The 23560-nt window shown below is 72.9% G+C and carries 16 protein-coding genes and 1 pseudogene; 10 read left to right on the top strand and 7 right to left on the bottom strand.

Annotated features, from left to right (window positions below; genetic code table 11):
• The 5 genes from A2U95_RS32465 to A2U95_RS05775 form a co-directional block, all read left to right on the top strand.
• Positions 1-1741 (top strand): RNase A-like domain-containing protein (locus A2U95_RS32465; RefSeq protein ID WP_277350864.1); only part of this gene is annotated, 1741 nt, incomplete at its 5' end.
• A complete protein-coding gene (locus A2U95_RS05790) occupies positions 1741-2343 on the top strand; it encodes a hypothetical protein (RefSeq protein WP_166021143.1) in 603 nt (200 codons plus the stop codon). The genes A2U95_RS32465 and A2U95_RS05790, both read left to right, overlap by 1 nt.
• Before the next feature lie 750 nt (positions 2344-3093).
• Positions 3094-3726, top strand: a complete 633-nt coding sequence (locus tag A2U95_RS05785; protein WP_166021142.1) for a DUF6230 family protein — start codon at positions 3094-3096, stop codon at positions 3724-3726.
• Positions 3727-3826: 100 nt separating this feature from the next.
• Positions 3827-4480 (top strand): DUF6114 domain-containing protein, encoded by a 654-nt coding sequence (locus A2U95_RS05780; RefSeq protein ID WP_166021141.1) that lies wholly within the window; start codon positions 3827-3829, stop codon positions 4478-4480.
• Positions 4470-5753 (top strand): hypothetical protein, encoded by a 1284-nt coding sequence (locus A2U95_RS05775; RefSeq protein ID WP_166021140.1) that lies wholly within the window; start codon positions 4470-4472, stop codon positions 5751-5753. Before A2U95_RS05780 ends, A2U95_RS05775 begins: the two co-directional genes overlap by 11 nt.
• A 90-nt stretch (positions 5754-5843) precedes the next feature.
• On the opposite strand, the gene pyk is transcribed toward A2U95_RS05775, so the two are convergent.
• The 3 genes from pyk to pta form a co-directional block, all read right to left on the bottom strand.
• Positions 5844-7274 (bottom strand): pyruvate kinase, encoded by a 1431-nt coding sequence (gene pyk, locus A2U95_RS05770; protein ID WP_166021139.1) that lies wholly within the window; start codon positions 7272-7274, stop codon positions 5844-5846.
• 71 nt (positions 7275-7345) lie between these two features.
• Positions 7346-8575 (bottom strand): acetate kinase, encoded by a 1230-nt coding sequence (locus A2U95_RS05765; RefSeq protein ID WP_166021138.1) that lies wholly within the window; start codon positions 8573-8575, stop codon positions 7346-7348.
• The gene (pta, locus tag A2U95_RS05760) at positions 8572-10695 is read right to left on the bottom strand and encodes a phosphate acetyltransferase (RefSeq protein WP_166021137.1); all 2124 of its coding nucleotides are present in this window, start codon (positions 10693-10695) and stop codon (positions 8572-8574) included. The genes A2U95_RS05765 and pta overlap by 4 nt, the downstream gene beginning before the upstream one ends.
• 286 nt (positions 10696-10981) lie before the next feature.
• Between pta and A2U95_RS05755 the strand changes: the two genes are divergently transcribed.
• The 4 genes from A2U95_RS05755 to A2U95_RS05740 all read left to right on the top strand — a co-directional run bounded on the left by A2U95_RS05755 (position 10982) and on the right by A2U95_RS05740 (position 17340).
• Positions 10982-12007: an ATP-dependent 6-phosphofructokinase gene (locus A2U95_RS05755; protein WP_166021136.1), complete on the top strand. Its 1026-nt coding sequence runs from the start codon at positions 10982-10984 to the stop codon at positions 12005-12007.
• A 740-nt stretch (positions 12008-12747) separates the two neighbouring features.
• Positions 12748-14148 carry a cation:dicarboxylate symporter family transporter gene (locus A2U95_RS05750; protein WP_166021135.1) on the top strand — a complete coding sequence of 467 codons (1401 nt, stop codon included), beginning with the start codon at positions 12748-12750 and terminating at the stop codon, positions 14146-14148.
• Between the two features lie 227 nt (positions 14149-14375).
• Complete coding sequence (locus A2U95_RS05745; protein ID WP_166021134.1) at positions 14376-16601, top strand: HelD family protein; 2226 nt, start codon at positions 14376-14378, stop codon at positions 16599-16601.
• A 274-nt stretch (positions 16602-16875) separates the two neighbouring features.
• Entirely contained in the window at positions 16876-17340 is a 465-nt protein-coding gene (locus A2U95_RS05740) for an ATP-binding protein (RefSeq protein WP_166021133.1), read from the top strand.
• A 179-nt stretch (positions 17341-17519) separates the two neighbouring features.
• Here A2U95_RS05740 and A2U95_RS05735 read toward each other — a convergent pair whose 3' ends face one another.
• Complete coding sequence (locus A2U95_RS05735; RefSeq protein WP_166021132.1) at positions 17520-17960, bottom strand: ATP-binding protein; 441 nt, start codon at positions 17958-17960, stop codon at positions 17520-17522.
• Positions 17961-18184: 224 nt separating this feature from the next.
• On the opposite strand from A2U95_RS05735, the gene A2U95_RS05730 reads away from it, so the two are divergent.
• A complete protein-coding gene (locus A2U95_RS05730) occupies positions 18185-18418 on the top strand; it encodes a DUF6480 family protein (protein ID WP_166021131.1) in 234 nt (77 codons plus the stop codon).
• A 61-nt stretch (positions 18419-18479) separates the two neighbouring features.
• On the opposite strand, the gene glgB is transcribed toward A2U95_RS05730, so the two are convergent.
• From glgB to A2U95_RS31980, 3 genes and pseudogenes are all read right to left on the bottom strand, one after another.
• A complete protein-coding gene (gene glgB, locus A2U95_RS05725) occupies positions 18480-20624 on the bottom strand; it encodes a 1,4-alpha-glucan branching enzyme (RefSeq protein ID WP_166021130.1) in 2145 nt (714 codons plus the stop codon).
• Positions 20625-20961: 337 nt separating this feature from the next.
• Positions 20962-22362: a maltokinase N-terminal cap-like domain-containing protein gene (locus tag A2U95_RS05720; RefSeq protein WP_166021129.1), complete on the bottom strand. Its 1401-nt coding sequence runs from the start codon at positions 22360-22362 to the stop codon at positions 20962-20964.
• A gap of 95 nt (positions 22363-22457) precedes the next feature.
• Positions 22458-23560, bottom strand: a pseudogene (locus tag A2U95_RS31980) (alpha-glucosidase C-terminal domain-containing protein); the annotation flags it as partial.

Below are 23560 nucleotides of genomic sequence, written 5' to 3'. Positions count from 1 at the left end.
GGCGGCCGGACGTGCCGAGGGCCACGCGACCCAGGCCCGCGACGCGGCCGACGCCGCGGAACTCGACGCCGTCGCCGCCCGCGCGGCGGCCGACCGGGCCGAGCAGGACGCGACGGAAGCCCGTGCGGCGGCCGACCGCGCCGACGCCGCGGCCACCGAGGCCGAGGAGGCAGCCAAGGACGCCGCCCTCTACGCCCAGCAGGCCCAGGAAGCGGCCGACCGGACCGAGAAGGCGGCCAAGGCGGGTCAGATCACCACCGGAACCGTCCCGGACGGCAACGGCGGCTCGCTCGGCAACGTGTTCTACGCCATCGACCACATCGAGAAGATCGGTGATCCGCAGGTCATCAGCAAGACGGAGGAGTGCGAGGGCTGGATCGACCAGCTCGCCTACCGGGGCGGCTGCACCATCACCTCGAAGATCCGCTACGTGGCCGTCCTCGACCTGTACCTGTGCACCGCCGAGGACCTGGATCCGCAGAAGTACACCTGCCCGTCCGAGGCCACCGAGTACATCGGCCAGATACGGACCGACGAGCTGTCGCAGACGGTGACGCACACCATCACCATGGCCGAGTACCAGAACGGCGTCGACCCGGTCGACATCCTCTTCGGCAGCTGGATCAGGTGCGCCCAGAAGTTCGCTCCCGGCGGGCAGAACGGAAGCTGGGGCGGCTGCGCCTGGGCGGCCCTGGACGTGGCCTCGATGTTCGTGGGCCGGGCCATCCAGCCCATCGCGGACGCGCTGCACGCGGTGAACGCCTCCTTCGTCACCGGCATCGGTGTCCGGGAAGCACTCACCGCGCTCAAGGCGCTCGACAACATCGACCCGGCGGCGGTCGCGGCGATCGAGCGGCAGGTGCAGATCTACGAGGAGCTGAAGACCGGGTGCAGGACCAACAGCTTCCCCGGGACCACCGAAGTGGTCCTGGCCGACGGCAGCCGCAAGGCGCTGCGTGACGTGCGCACCGGGGAGCTGCTGCTGGCCTCGGACCCGGATACCGGAGACACCCGTGGTGAGCCCGTCACCCGCACCTTCCAGCACGGCGCGGACTACCTCGTCGAGGTGACGCTCGACGACGGCGGCCGCCTCACCAGCACTCCCGGGCACCAGATCTTCGTGCCCGGCGACGGCTGGACCCTGGCCTCCGACCTCCGCCCCGGAGACACCCTGCGCACGCCCGAAGGCACGCGCACGGTGGCGGCGGTGTCCGGCCGTCACGAGGCGACGCCCCGGACGGTGTACGACGTGACCGTCTCGGGCCTGAACACCTTCTACGCCGTGGCGGGCGACAGCCCGGTCCTGGTCCACAACTGCAACGACCTCGTGTTCGACGGGCAGAAGTTCCCCGGCCTGGCCCACACGCTCGACGAGCACACGGCGGGAGCAGCCGCAGACGGGCTGGTTGACGTCACAAAGGCCAGGCAGTTGGCCGAGTCGAAGGGAGTGAACAGCGTGTTCGTCGACCAGCAGACCGCTCAGCAGGTCGTCGACTACGCGCTGGCCGGCAACGCGAACCGCATCAAGGACTGGCTCTCGAAGACACGCGATCCCTGGTTCGAGTTCGAAGGCACCTTCGGGGCGAAGAACTCGCTCGGAACCGTCTACCGTGCCGGTGGATCCACGTCGCCCGCAGGCAACCGCTTCTACATCAAGCTCGTGCGCGTCGACAAGAACACACACGGAAAGCATCCCCAAGGTTTCTACGTCATGACGTGCTACCCGAAGGGAACGCTCTGATGCCACGCTTCACGCCGTTCGACTTCGGAGTGTCGCGGGTGATGTCCCTCTTCCACCAGGACTGGAAACATGAGGGAGACACCCCTTCCGACGTCGTCGCCAACGACGTCGCGCGGTCGCAGGACGAGCACGTCCTGGCCGTACGGCGTGACGCGCGGGCCCTCGGCAGCCTTCCCTCTCCGGTACTGGAGGTGCTCTGGGAAGCCGGCTGCCAGCACATGCCGTCCTTCGTCCCGCTGGGAGGCGGAGCGGCGTGGACCCGCACGGTCGTCGAGCTGTGCGACGCCCGGCTCTCGACGGTCCCGGAAGCACACGTGCTCACGGGGGACGACCTCGAGGACGGCGCCGCCTGCCTCGACGCCGTCGTCGCCGAGATCGGGAGCGCCCGGTTCCTCACGGCGGAGGTGCGGACGGCGCTCACCGGGTGTGCGCGCCGCTGCACCCCCGACCTCGCGTTCCGGATCTTGCTGAGGGCCGTCCTGTGTGCCCCCGACGCCTCGTTGTCTGTGGCGCGGTACGCAAGGCTGCAGGCCATCGGGTCGGCCATGCGGTACGGCGAGTTCCTCGTCGACAGCGTCGGCTTCCTGGTCCAGGATTCCTGACGCCGAGCCCCACGAAGCCGCCGGGGGCGGCCGGAGTCGAACTCCGGCCGCCCCCGGCGGCGCGTTCGGGGCAAAAGCGTCAGATCCCCCCGCGGTCACCGGCGGTTCCCGCCCTCCGGCGTTTCGAGGCCGCCGTACGGGAGGGCGTCGCGCCACGGTGAGGGAGTTGGCCATGGTGACGCGTTGCGGCCACGCTTTGCCAAATCTTGGGAAACCGTTCAGCTGTTACTGGCAGTAAGTCCACGCCTTCGGTGCGCCCTGCTCCGTCGGGTTTCGCCCGTCTTTGTCAGGGGATGGGAAGCCACCCTCCGTCGTGAACCGACACGGAACGGGTGATCCGTCGTCACCGCACCGTTACCCGCGGGTAACGAGACCCCTTGCGGGGGCGCGAAGAATGCACCACGATCGGCGGCGCTCGGTCCTGTTCCCCGCCTCCGGCAACCAGCCGGACGCACGGGGTCCGGGGTCCCCACCGGGCGGGGGCGGTGTCACCGTGGCACCGCGCCCAGGACAGGGGGGTCTTCGCCGTCCGGCGGAGCCTGTCCGAAAAAGGTCGCACGGGATCACCCGTCCGGTGCGGCCAGTGGTTGTCGCTCGGGGGTGATCGCCGGTGATTCGGGCGCGTACCGCGCCGTACGAGAACAGGCGCTCTCCTTCCCGAGGACGTAGCACTTCTCCCATCCCTGCCCGGTCCGAGCCGCCTCCGGCGGCAGCCGGGACCAGGAGATGTACGTCCGAGAAGGAGGACATATGCAGTCCCAGCTGCGCGGCGGTACCAGATGGAAGCGGTTCGCCGTCGTCATGGTGCCCAGCATCGCCGCCACCGCCGCGATAGGCGTCGCCCTGTCGCAGGGCGCGCTCGCCGCGTCGTTCAGCGTCTCCGGCCAGTCGTTCAAGGTGAAGGCCGACCGGCTCGAGGGCCACGGCTTCAACCAGTACGGCTCCCTCGCCCAGGGCACCGACATCGAGGGCAAGGAGAAGCAGCTCCACCCGGTGGCCGTCTCCGCCTTCAACACGGCAGAGATCTACAACATGTGCCAGTCCGTGGTGACGCCCAACGTGCCGGTCTTCGGCAACGTCAGCCTCAAGCTGACCGCGGGCACCGGCAAGGAGCCGGTCAGCGCCACGAACCTGTACATCGACGTCGAGAGCCTCAAGACCACCTCGGCCGAGTTCAAGAACATCGACATCGGCGTGGCGGCCAGCCAGGCCAACAAGGGCCCGGCGCGTGTCGCGGGCACCAAGCCGGGCGCCTTCGCCCAGCACGCCGAGGAGGCCACCCTCACCGGCGTCGAGCAGACCGCGTGGGCGACCACCGCCGGTACGTTCAACCTCAGCGGTCTGAAGATGGAGCTCCACAAGGGCGTCAACGAGTGCTACTGAGCACTCGTTGACGAGTGGGGGAGCCCCGGGCTCCCCCACTCGCCCCAGCACCGCACCACCACACTCACCACGGCAACGCCGTTCCAGGGAGCTGTTTTCCATGAGCGCCGAGACTCCTGCCGCGACCGGTCGCGAACGCCTTCGGACCATCCGCGAGAACTTCCGCGCGTGGCGGGGCACGCGGCCGTTCTGGGCCGGGCTGTTCGTCATGATCGCGGGTCTGCCCATCGGATACTTTCCGTACGCCAACCTGCACCTCGGCAACCTCACGCTGACCATGGCCACCACCGCCGGCGCGGGCTCGCTGATCATCGGCGTGCTGCTCGGCGTGCTCGGCCTGTGCCTGTGGTTCCAGCGGCACATCCAGATCTTCTGCGGCGTGGCCGCCATCCTGCTGGGGCTGGTCTCCATCCCGGTGTCCAACCTCGGCGGGTTCTTCATCGGCTTCCTGTTCGCGCTGGTCGGCGGCGCCATGGCGATCGCCTGGGCGCCGGGCCGTGCGGACGCCGGGACCCCGGCCGACGGCGCCGAACCGTTCGCGGACGAGCCGCCGGCCGTCGGCGCGACCGTGCCGCTCACCAAGGACGCGGCCCCCGGCGACGGCACCGCGGCCGAGGCCGGGCACGGGTCCGGCACCGTCGTGGCCCGGCTCCCCGAACCCCGCCGCGAAGGCGGCGAGCCCGCCGGTGAGTGGAACGAACTGTCAAGCACCAACCCGGCCAACGAGGTGAACGGGAGGCACAGTGCCGGCTGACGAGGAGCTCCACGGCCCGGCCGTGGACGAGTCGGACGCGAGAACAGGGCCGCGCCACGCGGCACCGAGGAAGCCGTTGCGCGCCCGGCTCCAGATCCCCCGCGGCAAGGCCATGGCCATCGCCGCCATGCCGACCGCGGTCCTCATGGGCATGGGCCTCACGCCGACGCTCGCCCAGGCCGACGACCGGCCCGCCCTTCCCAAGGGCAGCCTGACGGCCGAGGAGTACCAGGCCTGCGTCGAGGTGGTCGAGGAGGCCGAGAAGGGCGGCGCGTCCGAGGAGGGCGAGAAGCCCGAGGACGGCGGGAAGCCCGGGGAGACCCCCGGCAAGGACGAGCCGGGGACTCCCGGGAAGCCTGCGCCGGACGAGCCCGAGCCCGACGAGCCCGAGCCCGACGAGCCCGCGCCCGGCGAGCCGGACCCCGAGGAGCCCGCCCCGGAGGAGCCCGCGCCCGGCGACGGTGCGGACCAGGAGCCCGCGCCCGAGGAGACCCCCGGCAAGCCGAACCTGCTCGACGGCCTCGGCGACGCCCTCGAGGACCTGTTCGACGGACCGGAGAAGACCGGCGACCCCGCCGCCGAGGAGCCCGGGGCCGAGGCCCCCGCCGAGGAGGAGGCGCCGGCCGACGCCCCGGAGAAGGACGCCGGGACCGCGCCGGAGCGCGAGGAGACGTCCGAGCCGGCCGCCCCGGCCCCGAAGGACGCCGTCGAGGAGACCGCCAAGGCCGTCGAGGAGGCCGCGAAGGCCGCCGAGGAGGGCGAGGCGGCCGAGGAGGCCGAGGAGTCCGCCGTCGACCCCGAGGACTGCCCCGTCGCCACCGACGAGGAGGGCGGCCTCGAGGCCATCGTCGCGCTGCCCGACCGGCCCTGGGAGCTGCAGGCCAGTTCGCTGCTGCTCAAGGGCTCCAGGTACGAGGGCGTCGTGAAGGTGAAGACGGCCAACGGCACCGTCAAGAAGGTCCTGAAGTACGTCGTCTCCGACGGCACCGACATCGGCGACCTGCACCAGACCGTGCGCGACGACCGGAGCGGGAAGACACACCACGTGGTCGCGGCGGAGGGGAGCACGTCCACCATCCGCGGCGGCGACACGGTGATGTACACCGAGTCCATCTCCGGCAAGCTGCTGGGGTTCGTCCCGGTGACGTTCTCCCCGGAGCACCCGCCGCCGCTGGACATCCCGGTCATCTACTTCACCGACGTGAAGGTGGTCCAGGCCGGCCAGTTCGGCGGCAACCTGACCGTCCCGGGCCTGCGCCAGTACGCCGACTGACGCGCGCGCACCCGCGAACGCGAGCGCCCCCACCGCCGGGCAGGCGGTGGGGGCGCCGTCGCGTCCGCGGGTGCGCGCGCCGGCCGGCGGTCAGCTCGCGCCGTCGGCGCCCAGGTGGAGCACCCGGACCATGTTGGTGGTGCCGGGGACGCCGGGGGGCGAGCCGGCGGTGATCACCACGACTGCGCCCGGCTCGAAGCGGTCCAGCCGCGTCAGCTCGCGGTCGACCAGCTCGACCATCTCGTCGGTGCTGTTGACGAACGGCACCACGTGCGGCTCCACGCCCCAGCTCAGGCAGAGCTGGTTGCGGGCGGACTCCTCGGTGGTGAAGGCGAGGATCGGCTGCGAGGCCCGGTAGCGGGACAGGCGGCGGGCGGTGTCGCCGGACTTGGTGAAGGCGACCAGGCCCTTGCCGCCGAGGAAGTCGGCGATCTCGGCGGCCGCGCGGGCCACCGAACCGCCCTGGGTGCGCGGCTTCTTGCCCGGCACCAGCGGCTGCAGGCCCTTGGCGAGGAGCTCCTCCTCGGCCGCCTGGACGATCCGGGACATCGTCCGGACCGTCTCGATCGGGTACGCGCCCACGCTCGACTCGGCGGAGAGCATCACCGCGTCGGCGCCGTCCAGGATCGCGTTGGCCACGTCGGAGGCCTCGGCGCGGGTCGGACGCGAGTTGGTGATCATCGACTCCATCATCTGGGTCGCCACGATCACCGGCTTGGCGTTGCGGCGGCAGAGCTCCACCAGGCGCTTCTGCACCATCGGGACCTTCTCCAGCGGGTACTCCACGGCGAGGTCGCCGCGCGCCACCATCACACCGTCGAAGGCCGCCACCACGGCCTCCATGTTCTCCACCGCCTGCGGCTTCTCCACCTTGGCGATGACCGGGACCCGGCGGCCCACCTCGTCCATCACCTTGTGGACGTCGCGCACGTCGTCGGCGTCCCGGACGAAGGAGAGGGCGACCAGGTCGCAGCCCATCCGCAGCGCGAACCGCAGGTCGTCGACGTCCTTCTCGGACAGCGCGGGCACGTTCACCGCCGCGCCGGGCAGGTTGATGCCCTTGTGGTCGGAGATCACCCCGCCCTCGATCACGATGGTCCTCACCCGCGGGCCCTCGACGTCCAGGACCTTCAGCTCGACGTTGCCGTCGTTGATCAGGATCTGGTCGCCGCGGCCGACGTCGCCGGGCAGGCCCTTGTAGGTGGTGCCGCAGATCGACTTGTCGCCCGGCACGTCTTCGGTGGTGATGGTGAACTCGTCGCCCCGCACCAGCTCGACGGGACCTTCGGCGAAGGTCTCCAGCCGGATCTTCGGGCCCTGGAGGTCGGCGAGGACGCCCACCGGGCGGCCGGTCTCCTGGGATGCCGCGCGCACCCTGTCGTAGCGGCCCTGATGTTCCGCGTGGGAGCCATGGCTGAAGTTGAAGCGGGCGACGTTCATCCCCGCTTCGATCAGCGCGACCAGTTGCTCATGGGAGTCGACCGCAGGGCCGAGAGTACAGACGATCTTCGAACGGCGCATGGTAGGGATCCTATCCGTTTGTTTCGCAGCGGAATAAACACCGGTGGGTAGCCGGCCGGCTCCGTCCGCGCTCACAGTCTCTGCCGGACGCCCGTGACCAGCTCGTACGTCTCGGCGGCGATCTCCAGCTCCTCGTCGGTCGGCACCACGGCGACCGCGACGGGCATGTGCGGGGGCGAGACGACGCGGGGCCCGTCGCCGGGGGCGGCGTTGAGCCGCTCGTCCACCGCCAGGCCCAGCCCTTCGAGCCCGGCCAGGGCGGCGGCCCGCACCGGGGCGGAGTTCTCGCCGACGCCGGCGGTGAAGGCGACCACGTCCACCCGGCCGAGCACCGCGTAGTACGCCCCGATGTACTTGCGCAGCCGGTGCACGTAGATGTCGAAGGCGAGTGCCGCCGCCTCGTCCCCCGCGTCGACCCGGCGGCGGATCTCCCGCATGTCGTTGTCGCCGCAGAGCCCGACCAGCCCGGACCTCTTGTTCAGCAGGTCGTCGATCTCGTCGGCCGACATGCCGCCCACCCGCATCAGGTGGAAGACCACCGCCGGATCGAGGTCCCCGGACCGGGTGCCCATGACCAGGCCCTCCAGCGGGGTCAGCCCCATCGACGTCTCCACGCACCGCCCGCCCCGCACGGCCGAGGCCGAGGCGCCGTTGCCCAGGTGCAGCACGATGACGTGGGCCTCGGACGGGTCCTTGCCCACCAGCTTCGCCGCGGCCCGCGAGACGTAGGCGTGCGAGGTGCCGTGGAAGCCGTAGCGGCGCACCCGGTGGCGGTCCGCGGTCTCCACGTCGATCGCGTAGCGGGCCGCGGCCTCCGGGATCGTGGAGTGGAACGCGGTGTCGAACACCGCCACGTGGGGGAGGTCCGGGCGGAGCTTCTGGGCGGTGCGGATGCCGATCAGGTTGGCCGGGTTGTGCAGCGGGGCCACCGGGGAGAGCCGCTCGATCTCGTCGACCACCGCGGTGTCGATCAGCGTCGGCTCGGTGAACCGCTTCCCCCCGTGCACCACCCGGTGGCCGACGGCGGCCAGCTCCGGGGAGTCCAGGCCCATGCCGTCGCGGGCGAGTTCGCCGGCGACGGCCTCCAGCGCGGCCCGGTGGTCCGGGACCGGCCCGGTGGTCTCCCGGGCGCGCTCCCTGCCCTGCGGTCCGTGGACCAGGGTGTGCCTGATCCGGCCGGACTCCTCGCCGATCCGCTCCACCAGGCCCACCGCCAGCCGGCTGCGGTCCGCCATGTCCAGGAGCTGGTACTTCAGCGAGGAGGAACCGGAGTTGAGGACGAGGACACGGGTCGCGGTCATGACCGGCCCCCCTTCTGCGGCAGGTCCGCCGCGGTGGGCGGGGGTTGCTGGGCCTGGACGGCCGTGATCGCGACCGTGTTGACGATGTCCTGCACCAGGGCGCCGCGCGACAGGTCGTTGACCGGCTTGCGCAGTCCCTGGAGCACGGGGCCGACGGCGACGGCGCCGGCCGAGCGCTGGACCGCCTTGTAGGTGTTGTTGCCGGTGTTGAGGTCGGGGAAGACCAGCACGGTGGCCTGGCCGGCCACCCGGGAACCGGGCAGCTTGGCCGCCGCCACGGTGGGCTCCACCGCGGCGTCGTACTGGATGGGCCCCTCCACCGGCAGGTCGGGGCGGCGCTCGCGCAGGAGCTCGGTGGCCCGGCGCACCTTCTCCACGTCGGCGCCGGAGCCGGAGGCGCCGGTCGAGTAGGACAGCATGGCGATCCTCGGCTCCACGCCGAACTGGGCGGCGGTCTCCGCCGACTGCAGGGCGATGTCGGCGAGCTGGGCGGCGTCCGGGTCGGGGTTGACCGCGCAGTCGCCGTAGACCAGCACCCGGTCGGCCAGGCACATGAAGAAGACCGAGGAGACCAGCCCGGCGTCCGGCCGGGTCCTGATCACCTCGAAGGCGGGGCGGATGGTCGCCGCGGTGGAGTGCGCGGAACCGGAGACCATGCCGTCGGCGAAGCCGTCCAGCACCATGAGGGTGCCGAAGTAGTTGACGTCCGAGACCACGTCGTGGGCCAGGTCGAAACCGACGCCCTTGTGGGCGCGCAGCGCGGCGTAGCGGTGGGCGAACGACTCGCGCAGCTCCGAGGTCTGCGGGTCGATCAGCTCGGCGTCGGCGATGTCCAGGCCCAGGTCGGCGGCCTTCTTGCGGATCTGCTCGGCCGGCCCCAGCAGGGTCAGGTCGCACACCCCGCGGCGCAGCAGCACCTCCGCGGCGCGCAGCACCCGCTCCTCGCCGCCCTCCGGCAGCACCACCCGGCGCCTGTCGGCGCGGGCCCGCTCGATCAGGCCGTGCTCGAACATCATCGGGGTGACGCGGCCGCTGCTGGGCGCGGAGACGAGGGACCGCAGGCGGGCGACGTCCACGTGGCGCTCGAAGAGGCCGAGGGCGGTCTCCGCCTTGCGCGGGGTGGCGGCGTTGAGCCTGCCCTCCAGGGTGAACAGCCGGGCCGCGGTGGGGAAGCTGTTCTCCTTCACGGACAGGACCGGGGTGCCGGGGGCCAGGCGGGCGGCCAGCGACATCAGGTCGGGGTCGGGGCGCAGGCCGAGGGTGAGGAGCACGCCGGCGATCGGCGGGGAGCCGGCGCTGTGCGCGGCCAGCGCGCCCATCACCAGGTCGGCGCGGTCGCCGGGGGCGATGATCAGGCAGCCGGGGGTGAGCGCCTTGACCAGGTTGGGCAGGGTGGCGCCGCCGAAGACGAAACCGAGCGCGTCGCGGGCCAGGCCCGCCGCGTCGCCGAGCAGCACCTCCGCGTCCAGGGTCTGCGCGATCTGTCCCACCGTCGGGGCGGCCAGGGCGGGCTCGTCGGGGAGCACGAAGCCGGGCAGGCCGTGGCGCCTGTCGAGCCGCTCGTCGAGCAGGGCGGCCACGGTGTCCCGGTCGTCCGGCGCCACCCTGTTGGCGACCATGGCGAGCACGTCGCAGCCCAGGTCCTGGTAGGCGCGGCAGGCGTTGCGGACCTCGGCGGCCACCGCCTCGGCCGGATGGCCCCGGCCGCCGACCACGGCGATCACCGAGGCGCCGAACTCGTTGGCCAGCCGGGCGTTGAGGGCCAGCTCGTCGGGGAGGTTCTCGGCGGCGAAGTCGGTGCCGAGGACCAGGACGACCTCGTAGGCGCCGGCGACGGCGTGGAACCGGGTGACCAGCGCGGCGACGAGTTCGTCCATGCCGCTCTCGGCCTGGAGGGCGGAGGCCTCCTCGTAGGACATGCCGTACGCGGTGGCGGGGTCCTGGCCCAGGCGGTAGCGGGCGCGGAGCAGTTCGAAGAGGCGGTCGGGGCCGTCGTGCACGAGGGGGCGGAAGACGCCGACGCGGTCGACCTGGCGGGTGAGGAGCTCCATCACCCCCAGGTCGACGACCTGTCGGCCGTCGCCGCGGTCGATGCCCGTCACGTACACGCTGCGCGTCACGCGGGATCTCCGTTCCTGTGCCGTTGCCGTTGCTCCGGTTCCGGTGCCTCTGGGCCAGCCTGTCAAACATCGTCCACGGCGGGGCACCGGGGGCCGTCACCGCTACGCCGCGTGGGGGAGCGGGCGTGCGCGGGGCGGCGGGCCCGGGCGGTGCGGGGCCCGCCGGGTGCGCGAGTCCCCGCGCCCGGAGGTGACGGTTCGTCCGCGGGAGACCCGGACGGCGCGCGCACGGGCCGGGAGCGTGGAACAATCGGGCCGGACGGGACCGGCGAGACGCGGGAGCGGCATGCGCATCGGAGTTCTTACCGCCGGAGGCGACTGCCCCGGCCTCAACGCGGTGATCCGTTCCGTGGTGCACCGCGCCGTCTCGCAGTACGGCGACGAGGTCATCGGGTTCGAGGACGGCTACGAGGGCCTCCTCGACGGCCGCTACCGCACCCTCGACCTGGACGCCGTCAGCGGCATCCTGGCCCGCGGCGGCACCATACTGGGCTCCTCCCGGCTCCCCCGGGCCCGGCTCCAGGAGGCGTGCCGCGACGTCCGCGAGACCGCCAACCGGTTCGGCATCGACGTGCTGATCCCGATCGGCGGCGAGGGCACCCTGACCGCCGCCAGCATGCTGGCGGAGGCCGGCATGCCGATCGTGGGCGTGCCGAAGACCATCGACAACGACATCTCCTCCACCGACCGCACCTTCGGCTTCGACACCGCCGTGACGGTCGCGACCGAGGCGATGGACCGCCTGAAGACCACGGCGGAGTCCCACCAGCGGGTGATGGTGGTCGAGGTGATGGGACGCCACGCGGGCTGGATCGCTCTGGAGTCCGGCATGGCCGCCGGCGCGCACGGCATCTGCCTGCCGGAGCGGCCGTTCGACCCCGCCGACCTGGTGGAGATGGTCGAGGCGCGGTTCGCCCGCGGCAAGAAGTTCGCGGTGGTCTGCGTGGCCGAGGGCGCCCACCCGGCCGAGGGCACCATGGACTACCGCAAGGGCGAGATCGACCAGTACGGCCACGAGCGGTTCCAGGGCATCGGCACCGCCCTCGCCCGGGAGCTGGAACGGCGGCTGGGCAAGGAGGCCCGGCCGGTGATCCTCGGCCACGTCCAGCGCGGCGGCACCCCCACCGCCTACGACCGCGTCCTGGCCACCCGGTTCGGCTGGCACGCGGTGGAGGCGGCGCACCGCGGGGTCTCCGGGATGATGACCGCCCTGCACGGGACGGAGATCGTGATGGTCCCCCTCGCGGAGGCCACCGCCGCCCTCAAGCACGTGCCGCGGAGCCGCATGGAGGAGGCGGAGTCGGTCTTCTGACCGGCTTCCGGCCCGCTCCGTCCGGCGCTCGCCCGGACCGGGCCGGCGTCCCGCGTGGTGAAGGTCTCGCGCAGGAGAAGTGAGGGTTTCGCGTTGCGGCCGCAAACCACGACCGGGTCGGCCCGGCCGGGCCGGAACGGCTCCCGCGGCCGCCGGGCGGTCCGGTCCGCGCCGCGCCACGCGCTCTCCCGCCCCCTCCCGCCCCCTCCCGCGGAGGCGGACGAACACGCCGGGCCCGGTCGCCGCGGCCACCTCCCCGGGGGCGGGCCCGCGGGCGAGGCGGTGCTCGCGCAGGGCGCGCGGCCGGCCGGCCGGATCGGCGGGGGAGCACCGGAGCGTGCCGGCCGGCCCGGCCAATTCCCCTGTTCCGGACCGGACTTCGCCGTGCTCCCGGGCGGTGACCGGATCGCCGGTCACCTGGCCGGGCCGAATGCGGTGCGCACGCCGCGTGCGGTCTCCCCGGGCCCCGGCCCCCGGGGAGGCGCGGACGCGGTGCGCGGCGGCGTCGTCGAAGGAGGAGGGGGAACCGTGCCCCCGCCGGACGATGGGCGCCGCCCGTCCACACCGCCACCGGCCGTTCGCGGGGAATCACTCTCGGTGCACGTCCGGGCCGCCCTGTCCGAAGGGTGGACCAGGAATGCCTCCGGTACGCCGCCTCGGGTTCTCTCCCGGCCTAGGTGTCGTATGCAAATATCGTCGGACGCTTTTGTCGCCGACAAGGATGTCAAGGAGGCCGTTCCATGACCAGCGCACCCCCATCGGGCCCCGCGGGGCCGGAGGCGAGACCCCGACGGGACCGCACGCACTTCCTTTATCTCGCGGTCGTCGTCGCGGTGGTGCTCGGCATCGTCCTGGGCCTCGCCGCGCCCGACGTCGCGAAGGAGCTCAAGCCGATCGGCACCGCCTTCGTCGGGCTGATCAAGATGATGATCTCGCCGATCATCTTCTGCACCATCGTGCTGGGCATCGGCTCGGTGCGGAAGGCGGCCAAGGTCGGCAAGGTGGGCGGACTCGCCCTCGGCTACTTCGTGACGATGTCCTTCGTCGCGCTGGCCATCGGCCTGGTCGTCGGCAACATCGTCCACCCGGGCGGCGGCGTGGAGCTCACCGAGGCCGCCAAGGGCGTGGGCCAGGAGCAGGCCGCGGCCGGCACCGAGACCACGATGACCGACTTCCTGCTCGGCATCATCCCGACCACCCTGGTCTCCGCCTTCACCGAGGGCGTCGTCCTGCAGACCCTGCTGGTCGCGCTGCTGGCCGGCTTCGCGCTGCAGACCATGGGCGGCGCCGGCGAGCCGATCCTGCGGGGCGTCGAGCACATCCAGCGGCTGGTCTTCCGCATCCTCGCCATGATCATGTGGGCGGCCCCGGTGGGCGCCTTCGGCGCGATCGCCGCGGTGGTCGGCGAGACCGGTGTCGACGCCCTCAAGGCGCTGGCCGCCATCATGATCGGCTTCTACGTCACCTGCGCGCTGTTCGTGCTGGTGGTGCTGGGCGCGCTGGTCCGGATAGTCGCCAAGGTCAATCTGCTGAGCCTGCTGAAGTACCTGGGCCGCGAATTCCTGCTGATCTTCTCGACGTCCTCCTCCGAGTCGGCGCTGCCCCGGCTGATCGCCAAGATGGAGCACCTCGGCGTCAGCCGTCCGGTCGTCGGCATCACCGTGCCGACCGGGTACTCCTTCAACCTCGACGGCACGATGATCTACCTGACCATGGCCTCGCTGTTCATCGCCGAGGCCATGGGCGACCCGATGACCGTCGGACAGCAGATCACCCTGCTGCTCTTCATGATGGTCGCCTCCAAGGGCGCCGCCGGCGTCACCGGCGCGGGCCTGGCCACGCTGGCCGGCGCGCTGCAGTCGCACAAGCCGGACCTGGTCGACGGCGTCGGCCTGATCGTCGGCATCGACCGCTTCATGAGCGAGGCGCGCGCGCTGACCAACTTCGCGGGCAACGCGGTGGCCACGCTGCTGATCGGCACCTGGACCAAGGAGGTCGACAAGGAGCGGGTCAAGCGCGTCCTCGCCGGCGAGCTGCCCTTCGACGAGCGCACGCTGCTCGACGGGCACGACGGTCCCGCCGACCCGGACGGGAAGCCCGACGCGGCGTCCGACGGCGACAAGGAGCTCGCCAAGGCGTGACGGCGCCCTGAGCGGCCCCGACGCGGCCTCCGCCCACGGGCGGAGGCACGAAAAATCCCCCGGGGAATTGGCCCCGGGGGATTTCGTCGTCTATCTTTGTTCATTCGCGACTTCCGTGAGGATATCGCGAGAAAGTTCACTGGGGCGAGTATATCCGGGCGGGAGCGGCATTGTCAAACGCGGCACTTTCACACGACGGGCAATTCGAGGAATCGCCGGACCTCGAATTGCGGCGCGAGCAGGAATTCGTCGACGGGCTGCACGAGCACGTCGAGGCCCTGCGCGCGGAGGCGGACCGCGGCGTCAGGGAGGCGCTGGCCCTGGAGGACACCACGAGGCAGGGGCGGCTGGAACGCGACATCCTGGTCGCCGAACGCTCCGGGCTGCTCGCCGCCCTCGACGCGGTGGACAGCGCGCTCTGCTTCGGCCGGATCGACCTCACCGACGGCGCCACCCACCACATCGGCCGGATCGGCATCCGCGCCGACGACGAGGAGCGCACCCCGCTGCTCGTCGACTGGAGGGCGGACGTGGCGCGGCCGTTCTACCTTGCCACCGGCCACACGCCGATGGGCCTGCGCCGCCGGCGGCACATCTCCAGCGAGGGCCGCAAGGTCACCGCCCTGCACGACGAGATCCTCGACCTCGGCGACACCACCCGCACCGGCCACGAGGACCCGGCCGGCGACGCGGTGCTGCTGGCCGCGCTCAACCAGGCCCGCACCGGCCGGATGGGCGACATCGTGCGCACCATCCAGGCCGACCAGGACCGCATCATCCGCGCCCCGCACCAGGGCGTGATGGTGGTCGAGGGCGGCCCCGGCACCGGCAAGACCGCGGTCGCGCTGCACCGGGCCGCCTTCCTCCTCTACGAGCACCGGGAACTGCTCGCGCGCCGCGCGGTGCTGATCGTCGGCCCCAATCCGGCGTTCCTCGGCTACATCGGCGAGGTGCTGCCCTCGCTGGGCGAGACCGGCGTCCTGCTGGCCACCGTCGGCGAGCTCTTCCCCGGCGTCCGCGCGACGGAGGCGGACGGCCCGGCCGCGTCCGCGGTGAAGGGGCGCGCGGAGATGGCCGAGGTGCTGGAGCGGCTGGTCCGCGACCACCAGCGGCTGCCGGACCCGGTGCTCGCCGTCGAGCACGACCGACAGGTCGTGATGCTCGACGAGGGCCTGGTACGGGTCGCCCGCGACCGGGCCCGGTCCACGGGGCTGCCGCACAACCTGGCGCGGGAGTACTTCGAGGGCCACCTGCTCAACACCCTCACCGAGCTCGTCGCCGAACAGATCGGCACCGACCCCTACGACGGGTCCAACCTGCTGGACGACAGCGACGTCTCGGCCATCCGCGACGAGCTGGCGGAGAACCCGGCGGTGTGGGACGCCGTCGACGAGCTGTGGCCGGTGCTCACGCCGCAGCAGCTGGTCGCCCGGCTGCTCGCGGAGCCGGACGGCTACCTGCCGCCCGAGGACGCCGACGCGGTGCGGCGGCCGGTGACCACCGGCTGGACCGTCGCGGACGTGCCGCTGCTGGACGAGGCCGCCGAGCTGCTCGGCGAGGACGACCGGGAGGCGCGGGACCGGGCGGCGCGCGAGCGGCAGTCCCGGATCGCGTACGCGCAGGGCGTGCTGGACGTCGCCTACGCCTCCCGGACGTACGAGTTCGAGGACAAGGACGACGAGGACGCGGAGGTCCTCGGCGCGCAGGACATCATCGACGCGGAGCGGTTCGCCGAGCGGCACGAGGAGGCCGACCACCGCAGCGCCGCGGAACGGGCGGCGGCGGACCGCACCTGGGCGTTCGGGCACATCATCGTGGACGAGGCGCAGGAGCTGTCGCCGATGGCCTGGCGGCTGCTGATGCGGCGGTCCCCGACACGGTCGATGACGCTGGTGGGGGACCCCGCGCAGACCGCGGAGGCGGCGGGGGTGGGGTCCTGGGAACGGATCCTGGAGCCGTACGTCGAGGACCGGTGGACGCACACGCGGCTGGCCGTGAACTACCGGACGCCGGCCGAGATCATGGAGGTCGCGGCGGCGGTGGTGCGGGCGGAGGTCCCGGGGTTCGAACCGCCGCGGTCGGTGCGGGAGACGGGGGTGCGGCCGTTCGCCGTGGCCGCCCCCGGGGCCGGGGAGCTGCCGGGCGCCGTCGTCTCGGTGGTGGACCGCCTCACGCCCGGGGAAGGGCGGGTCGCGGTGATCGCGCCGCGGCCGCTGCACGAGGCGCTGGCGGCCGGGCTGGGGGTCCCGGTCACCGGGGTGCCCGACCTGACCCGGCGGGTCGTGCTGGTGGACCCGCGCGGGGCGAAGGGGCTCGAGTTCGACTCCGTGGTCGTCGTCGAGCCGTCCGGGTTCGGGCTCAGCGACCTGTACGTCGCGTTGACCCGCGCCACGCAGCGGCTCGCCGTGGTGCACGCGGAGCCGCTGCCGGCCGCGCTGACCGAGGTCCTGTAACCGGCGGGCCCGCCGCCCGCGCCGGCCCCGGTCGCGCCCCGGGCGGCGAGGCCGGCCGCGGGCGCCGCGCTGCCCCCGGCCGGGCCGGCGCAGGGCGGACCGGTGAGCGGCGGACTGCCCGTCGGCGCGGTGCCCAAGGCGGGGACGCCGAACGCGGGCCTCTCCCAGGGCGCCGCCGGGCGCGTGTCCGCGGGCCGGATCCGGGGCGGAGGCCGGCGCCTGGTCGCCGAGGGCGGCGAGCCCGTGGCGTCATGAGCCGCGCGGGGACGACGCGGTGAACGGCCGCCGGTCCGGCGCCCACCCCGTCCGCGAGCGCCCGCGGGCCGCCGTGGCGAGTGCCTCGGCGGCCCGCGCGTACGCCGTCGCCGTGGTCCGGGAGGAATGGGAGACGCCCTTCCGCCGGGCGCCGGAGGGCGCCCTGGTCGACCTGCGTCTGGTCGTCTCCGAGATGGTGTCCAACGCGGTCCGGCACGGCGGCGGCCTGACCGGCTTCGAGGCACGGCCGGAGGCCGTGGGGGTGCGGGTGGTCGTCCGGGACGCCAGTGACCAGGTGCCGGACGCGGTGACCTCCCCCGGGGCCTTCCCGGAAGGGGAGGAGCACCTGGAGCGGACCGCTCCGGGCGGCTACGGCTGGCCGCTCATCCACCGGCTGGCACGCGACATCCACGTCGAACGACTGCCCGAAGGCGGCAAGGCCGTCAGCGCGCTGATCCCCCTGACCTCCTCCCGGGAGGACTGAGCGGGGCAGGAGGGCCGGGCAGGCGCCGGAAGGACCGAACCGCGCCGCTCCGGTGTGCCGGGAACACCGGCCCGGGGCGGCTCCCCACCTGTGTCGCGGGCGCCTTCGTCAGGGCGAGGACCGACGGCCACCGGACGCCGGGAGCGGGGGACCGCCGGTCCCTTTCCCCACCGCCGGGCTCACCAGGGCAGGAACACGTGGATGTCCTTGCCGTCCTCCCGCCGCACCACGCTGACCTGGTCGGACAGCGTGTGCACCAGGTGCCAGCCGATCCCGCCGCCGCCGCGGCTGGGCTGGAAGGGCCGGGGGGCCGGCGGCGCCGGGTTGGTGTCGCTCATGGTGACGTGGACGCCGTCGAAGGTGCGGCGCATCCGCAGCTCGAACGGGCCGGGCGCGTACTGGATCGCGTTCGCGGCCAGCTCGGTCACCACCAGCAGGATGTCGTCCCAGTGCTCGGGCGCCGACGGGGGAGCGGACCGGTTCAGCGACCGGAGGAACTCCTCGGCGGCGAGCCTGGCGTCCGTCACGTCCGGCAGTTCGCCGGGAAAGACGGTCGTCAGGCGGTGTACCTGTTCGTCGTGGTGGGCGAGCGCGTCGTCCCCGCGCGGCTCGGATGCCATGTTGCCTTCCCCAGCCCCTCGGGCGCGGTGCTGTCGCGCAGTGTTCCTCTTCCTTCTTCCTCCGTTGCTTGTTCCCGAAGGGGAGGAGGCTACGCGCACCTGTGGGGTGCGGGATGCGTCCCGCGAGGGGTGGGCCGGCAGGACCGTCCGGTGCCGGCGGGGTCCCCGCGGGCCCCGGACGGAAGGGACGGTTCCGCCGCGTGGGGCCGGGGAACCCGGCGCCCATGAGCTACTCGAATCCCGATCCGGACCCGTCCCGTTCCACCGGCCTGGAGCCCGGCGGGGGAGTCCCGCCGGGCGAGACGCCGCCCGCGGAGAGCAGCATGTCCGAGGCCGGCCCCCGGGAGACCCACAACCCGCCCAAGGGCTGGGCCAAGGCTCCCCTGGCGCTGATCCTGTTCGTCGTCCTGCTGGTGGCGGTCGGCATGATCGGCTACGCCGTGGGCGTGTGGAACTGAGCCCGAGCAGTCACGGAGGGGCCGGGCGGCACGTCGCCGCCCGGCCCCTCCCGCGCGGGGCTCAGGCCGGCCGCAGCCAGACGGTGGCCAGCGGCGGCACGGTCATGGACAGGAGCCCGTCCTGCCGCCGCTCCACCAGGCCCTCGTTGCGGACGTCGCTGCCGCCGAACCGCAGGTCGTCGGTGTTGAGCGTCTCCCGCCAGGCCCGCCCCGTCTCCTCCGGCACCCACAGCGCGTAGTCGTGGCGGACCACCGGGGAGAAGTTGCTGACCGACAGCAGCGGCGCGCCGTCCCGGCCGAACCGGACGAAGGCGAGCAGGTTGTCGTCGGCGCTGTCGCAGGCCACCCACCGGAAACCGGCCGGGTCGGTGTCCCGCTGCCACAGCGCCGGCGTGCGCAGGTACTGCGCGTTGAGCTCGCGGACCAGGTCGCGCACGCCCTCGTGGTCGGCCCGGGCGCCGTACGCGGCGTCCAGCAGCCACCACTCGGGGCCGTTCTCCAGCTTCCACTCGTCGCCCTGGGCGAACTCCTGCCCCATGAAGAGCAGCTGCTTGCCGGGGTGGGCCCACATGAACCCCAGGTAGGCGCGGTGGTTGGCGCGCCGCTGCCACCAGTCGCCCGGCATCTTGGAGACCAGCGACCGCTTGCCGTGCACCACCTCGTCGTGCGAGATGGGGAGCACGTAGTTCTCGCTGTAGGCGTAGATCATCGAGAAGGTCATCTCGTGGTGGTGGTACTTGCGGTGCACCGGCTCGTGGCTCATGTACTCCAGCGAGTCGTGCATCCACCCCATGTTCCACTTCAGGCCGAAGCCCAGACCGCCGCTCTCGGTGGGCCGGGTGACCCCCTCCCACGCGGTGGACTCCTCGGCGATGGTCACCACGCCCGGGTTGCGGCGGTACACGGTGGCGTTCATCTCCTGGAGGAAACGGACCGCCGCCCAGTCCTCCCGCCCGCCGTGCTCGTTGGCCTGCCACTGCCCGTCCTCGCGGGAGTAGTCCAGGTAGAGCATGGAGGCGACGGCGTCGACCCGCAGCCCGTCGATGTGGAACTCCTCGCACCAGTAGACCGCGTTGGCCACCAGGAAGTTGCGGACCTCGGTGCGGCCGAAGTCGAACTCGAAGGTGCCCCAGTCCGGGTGCTCGGCCCGCATCTCGTTGCCGGGCTCGTAGAGGGGGAAGCCGTCGAACCGGGCCAGCGCCCAGTCGTCCTTGGGGAAGTGGGCGGGCACCCAGTCCATGATCACGCCGATGCCGGCCCGGTGGAGGCTGTCGACCAGGTACCTGAAGTCGTCGGGGGTGCCCAGGCGGGCGGTCGGGGCGTAGAAGCCGGTGACCTGGTAGCCCCACGACGGGGCGAACGGGTGCTCCGCCACCGGCATCAGCTCGACGTGGGTGAACCCGAGCTCCTTGACGTAGGCGGGCAGCTGCTCGGCGAGCTGCCGGTAGGTGAGTCCCGGCCGCCAGGAGGCCAGGTGGACCTCGTAGACGGAGAACGGGGCCTCGTGCACGGGGACGTCGCCGCGGTGCGCCATCCACTCCCGGTCGCCCCACGCGTAGTGCGAGGCGGTCACCACCGAGGCGGTGGCCGGCGGGCACTCGGTGCGGCGGGCCATCGGGTCGGCCTTCAGCAGCCGGGTGCCGTAGCTGGTGGCGATCTCGAACTTGTAGAGGGTGCCCTCGCCGACGTCCGGCAGGAACAGCTCCCACACGCCGGACGCGCCCAGCGAACGCATCGGGAAGGCGGTGCCGTCCCAGAAGGTGGAGTCCATCGCGACCCGCACCCCGGAGGCGTTCGGCGCCCAGACCGAGAACCGGGTGCCGGCCACGCCCTGGTGGACCATGGGTTCCGCGCCCAGGGCCTTCCAGAGCTGCTCGTGCCGGCCCTCGCGGATCAGGTGCAGGTCGAGCTCGCCCAGCGCCGGCAGGAACCGGTACGGGTCCTCGGTCTCGACCTCGGCGCCCGGGTAGACGACGTGCAGCCGGTACGCGGGCACCGCCTCCAGCGCGAGCAGGCCGCCGAAGAGGCCGTCGCCCTCGTCGTTCAGCGGCACGTGCCGCCCGCCGTCGAGGACCAGGCTGACGCCGCGCGCCCCGGGCCGCAGGACACGGAAGCGCACGCCCTCCGCCACCGGGTGGGCGCCGAGCAGGGCGTGCGGGTCGTGGTGGCAGCCGGAGAGCAGCCGGTGGCGGTCACCCGGGTCCATCGGCGGCGCGGACGGCGCCCCCGGGACGACGGGCCTGCGCACCACCGGGGCCGAGGCCCGTCGCCGCTTGGCCCGGGCGGGCGCCCGGCCGCCGTCGGCCGTGCCCGCGCCGCCCCCCCGTCCACTGGGGTGCGCTGCTGAGGCGGCCGGGCGGCGGGCGTCCCGCGGACGGCGGCCGCCCGCTCCCGGCCGCCGGCGGCCGGACGGGCGGACGGTTGGCTGGGCTTCACCACAGGGGCCTCCTCGGAGGGGAACACTGACGGTTCGACGGGTGGGGCGGAACGGGATCACGGCGGCGCGGCGGCCGCGCGGCCGGGGACGGGCCCCGGCCGGCGGCTCACGGAACCTCCCCGGTGGCCCCGGCGGACAGGCGCTGTATGGCGGCCAGCGGCACCCGCAGCCAGTCCGGCCGGTGCCGGGCCTCGTACACCACCTCGTAGACGGCCTTCTCCGTCTCGCAGGCCCGCAGCATCACCGGATCGGTGCGCGGGTCGCTGCCGGTGGCCTCCGCGTACCCCGTGCAGAACGCGGCGCGGCAGGCGTCCGCCCAGCCCGGCGGCCAGGGGCGCCCGGCGTGTGCGGCGTAGTCGAAGGAGCGGAGCATCCCGGCGACGTCGCGGACGGCCGGCTGCTCCAGGCGCCGTTCGGCCAGCGGGCGCGACGGCTCGCCCTCGAAGTCGATCAGCGACCACTCGCCGTCGGGGGTGCGCAGGCACTGGCCGAGGTGGAGGTCGCCGTGGATCCGCTGGGCGGTCCAGGTGCGTCCCTCGGAGGCCAGGTCGGCCAGCGCGGTGTAGGCCGAACGCAGCCCGTCGGCGTACGGGACCAGCGCGGGGACGGCCTGGACCGCGGCGTCCAGGCGTTCGCACATCCCCTCGACCATCTGGGAGAGCTGGGCCCGGCCCAGGGTGACCGTGGGCAGGGCGCGGGCCAGGGAGAGGTGCACCTCCGCGGTGGCGTGCCCGAGGGCGCGGGCCTCGGCGGTGAAGTCCCGGTCCTGCGCGAGGCGGGCCAGCGCGAGCTGCCAGCCGTCGTCGGCGCCCCGCAGGAAGGGCTGGAGGACGGCCAGCACGTACGGTTCCGCCTCGCCGGGCAGGTCGGCGGTGAGCCAGCCGGCCGGCGCGGGCACCCGGGAGCATCCCTCGCGGGCCAGGGCGAGCGGCAGTTCCAGATCCGGGTTGACGCCGGGGGTGACCCGGCGGAGCAGCTTGAGGATCAGCGCGTCGCCGTAGACGACCGAGGAGTTGGACTGCTCGGAGGTGATCAGCCGCGGGGCGCCGTCAAGAGGTAACGGTTTCTCGCCCTCGCGTTCGAATCGCAATCCGCCGACCCGGGCGCGGCTGCGCAGCGCCTCGAGGAGCAGGCCGGTGGCCCGCGGGTCGTGCAGCGCGTCGTAGACCGCGGCACCGGCGAACGGGCCGTGGTGGAGGTGGCCGGCGAGGGCGGGCGCCAGATGGGGCGGCAGGGAGCGGCGCACACCGAGCAGCAGCTGGTAGCAGTCACCGGGAGCCCGGCCGGCCCGGACCAGCAGGTGGACCAGGCCCGGCTGGTTGCCGGAGGCCGGCAGCGGCAGCAGTTCGGTCTCGGCCACCACGGAGACGTGGGAGAGCGGGCTCCCCTTGCCGGCGAACCAGCGGCGGCGGGGCAGCCAGTCCAGCAGCAGCGGTCCCAGCGAGGCGGGCAGGGTCTGCCCGGGCACGGCGGAACGGGCGGGGGCGTACGGCGAGACTTCCGACATGACGTCGCGTCCTTTCCCCTGGGGGACGGGGGAGGGGGTGCTTTCGCGTGCCCGTCGTGAGGCGGCCGAAACCGCCTCACGACGGAACTGTCCGTTTATGCCGGGTCCTTGCGCAGGCGGAACCAGTAGAAGCCGTGGCCCGCCAGGGTCAGCAGGTACGGCAGCTCGCCGATGGCCGGAAAGCGCACCCCGCCGATCAGCTCCACCGGATGCAGGCCGGTGAACTCCCGCAGGTCGAGCTCGGTGGGCTGGGCGAAGCGGGAGAAGTTGTGGACGCACAGCACCGTGTCGTCCTCGTACTCGCGCAGGAAGGCGAGCACGGCCGGGTTGGAGGAGGGGAGTTCGGTGTAGGCGCCGAGGCGTGTCGTCCTCGTACTCGCGCAGGAAGGCGAGCACGGCCGGGTTGGAGGAGGGGAGTTCGGTGTAGGCGCCGAGGCCGAAGGCCGGGTTCTGCTTGCGGATCTCGATCATCCGGCGGGTCCAGTGCAGCAGTGACGCGGGGGCGCTCATCGAGGCCTCGACGTTGGTGACCTGGTAGCCGAAGACGGGGTCCATGATGGTCGGCAGGTAGAGCCGGCCCGGGTCGCAGGAGGAGAAGCCGGCGTTGCGGTCCGGGGTCCACTGCATGGGGGTGCGCACCGCGTCGCGGTCGCCGAGCCAGATGTTGTCGCCCATGCCGATCTCGTCGCCGTAGTACAGGACGGGCGAGCCGGGCAGGGACAGCAGCAGCGCGGTGAAGAGCTCGATCTGGTTGCGGTCGTTGTCGAGGAGGGGCGCGAGGCGGCGGCGGATGCCGATGTTGGCCCGCATCCGCGGGTCCTTGGCGTACTCCGCGTACATGTAGTCGCGTTCCTCGTCGGTGACCATCTCCAGGGTCAGCTCGTCGTGGTTGCGCAGGAAGATGCCCCACTGGCAGTTCTGCGGGATGGCCGGGGTCTTCGCCAGGATCTCGGAGACCGGGTAGCGCGATTCCCGGCGCACCGCCATGAAGATCCGCGGCATGACCGGGAAGTGGAACGCCATGTGGCACTCGTCGCCGCCGGCCGCGTAGTCGCCGAAGTAGTCGACGACGTCCTCGGGCCACTGGTTGGCCTCGGCGAGCAGCACGGTGTCCGGGTAGTGCGCGTCGATCTCCTTGCGGACCCGCTTGAGGAACTGGTGGGTGGCCGGCAGGTTCTCGCAGTTGGTCCCCTCCTCC

It is taken from the genome of Streptomyces chilikensis (assembly GCF_001642695.1).
GTDB classification, from domain to species: Bacteria; Actinomycetota; Actinomycetes; order Streptomycetales; family Streptomycetaceae; genus Streptomyces; species Streptomyces chilikensis.
The sequence above is the reverse complement of the archived record's forward strand: the minus strand, read 5'-3'. Positions and strand labels throughout refer to the sequence as shown.

Coding starts and splice junctions, on each gene's coding strand:
- A2U95_RS05785 (WP_166021142.1), top strand. CDS start 3,094: ATGCAGTCCCAGCTGCGCGGCGGTACCAGATGGAAGCGGTTCGCCGTC.
- A2U95_RS05735 (WP_166021132.1), bottom strand. CDS start 17,960: ATGGCATCCGAGCCGCGCGGGGACGACGCGCTCGCCCACCACGACGAA.
- A2U95_RS05755 (WP_166021136.1), top strand. CDS start 10,982: ATGCGCATCGGAGTTCTTACCGCCGGAGGCGACTGCCCCGGCCTCAAC.
- A2U95_RS05765 (WP_166021138.1), bottom strand. CDS start 8,575: ATGACCGCGACCCGTGTCCTCGTCCTCAACTCCGGTTCCTCCTCGCTG.
- A2U95_RS05790 (WP_166021143.1), top strand. CDS start 1,741: ATGCCACGCTTCACGCCGTTCGACTTCGGAGTGTCGCGGGTGATGTCC.
- glgB (WP_166021130.1), bottom strand. CDS start 20,624: ATGGACCCGGGTGACCGCCACCGGCTGCTCTCCGGCTGCCACCACGAC.
- A2U95_RS05720 (WP_166021129.1), bottom strand. CDS start 22,362: ATGTCGGAAGTCTCGCCGTACGCCCCCGCCCGTTCCGCCGTGCCCGGG.
- A2U95_RS05750 (WP_166021135.1), top strand. CDS start 12,748: ATGACCAGCGCACCCCCATCGGGCCCCGCGGGGCCGGAGGCGAGACCC.
- pyk (WP_166021139.1), bottom strand. CDS start 7,274: ATGCGCCGTTCGAAGATCGTCTGTACTCTCGGCCCTGCGGTCGACTCC.
- A2U95_RS05780 (WP_166021141.1), top strand. CDS start 3,827: ATGAGCGCCGAGACTCCTGCCGCGACCGGTCGCGAACGCCTTCGGACC.
- A2U95_RS05730 (WP_166021131.1), top strand. CDS start 18,185: ATGAGCTACTCGAATCCCGATCCGGACCCGTCCCGTTCCACCGGCCTG.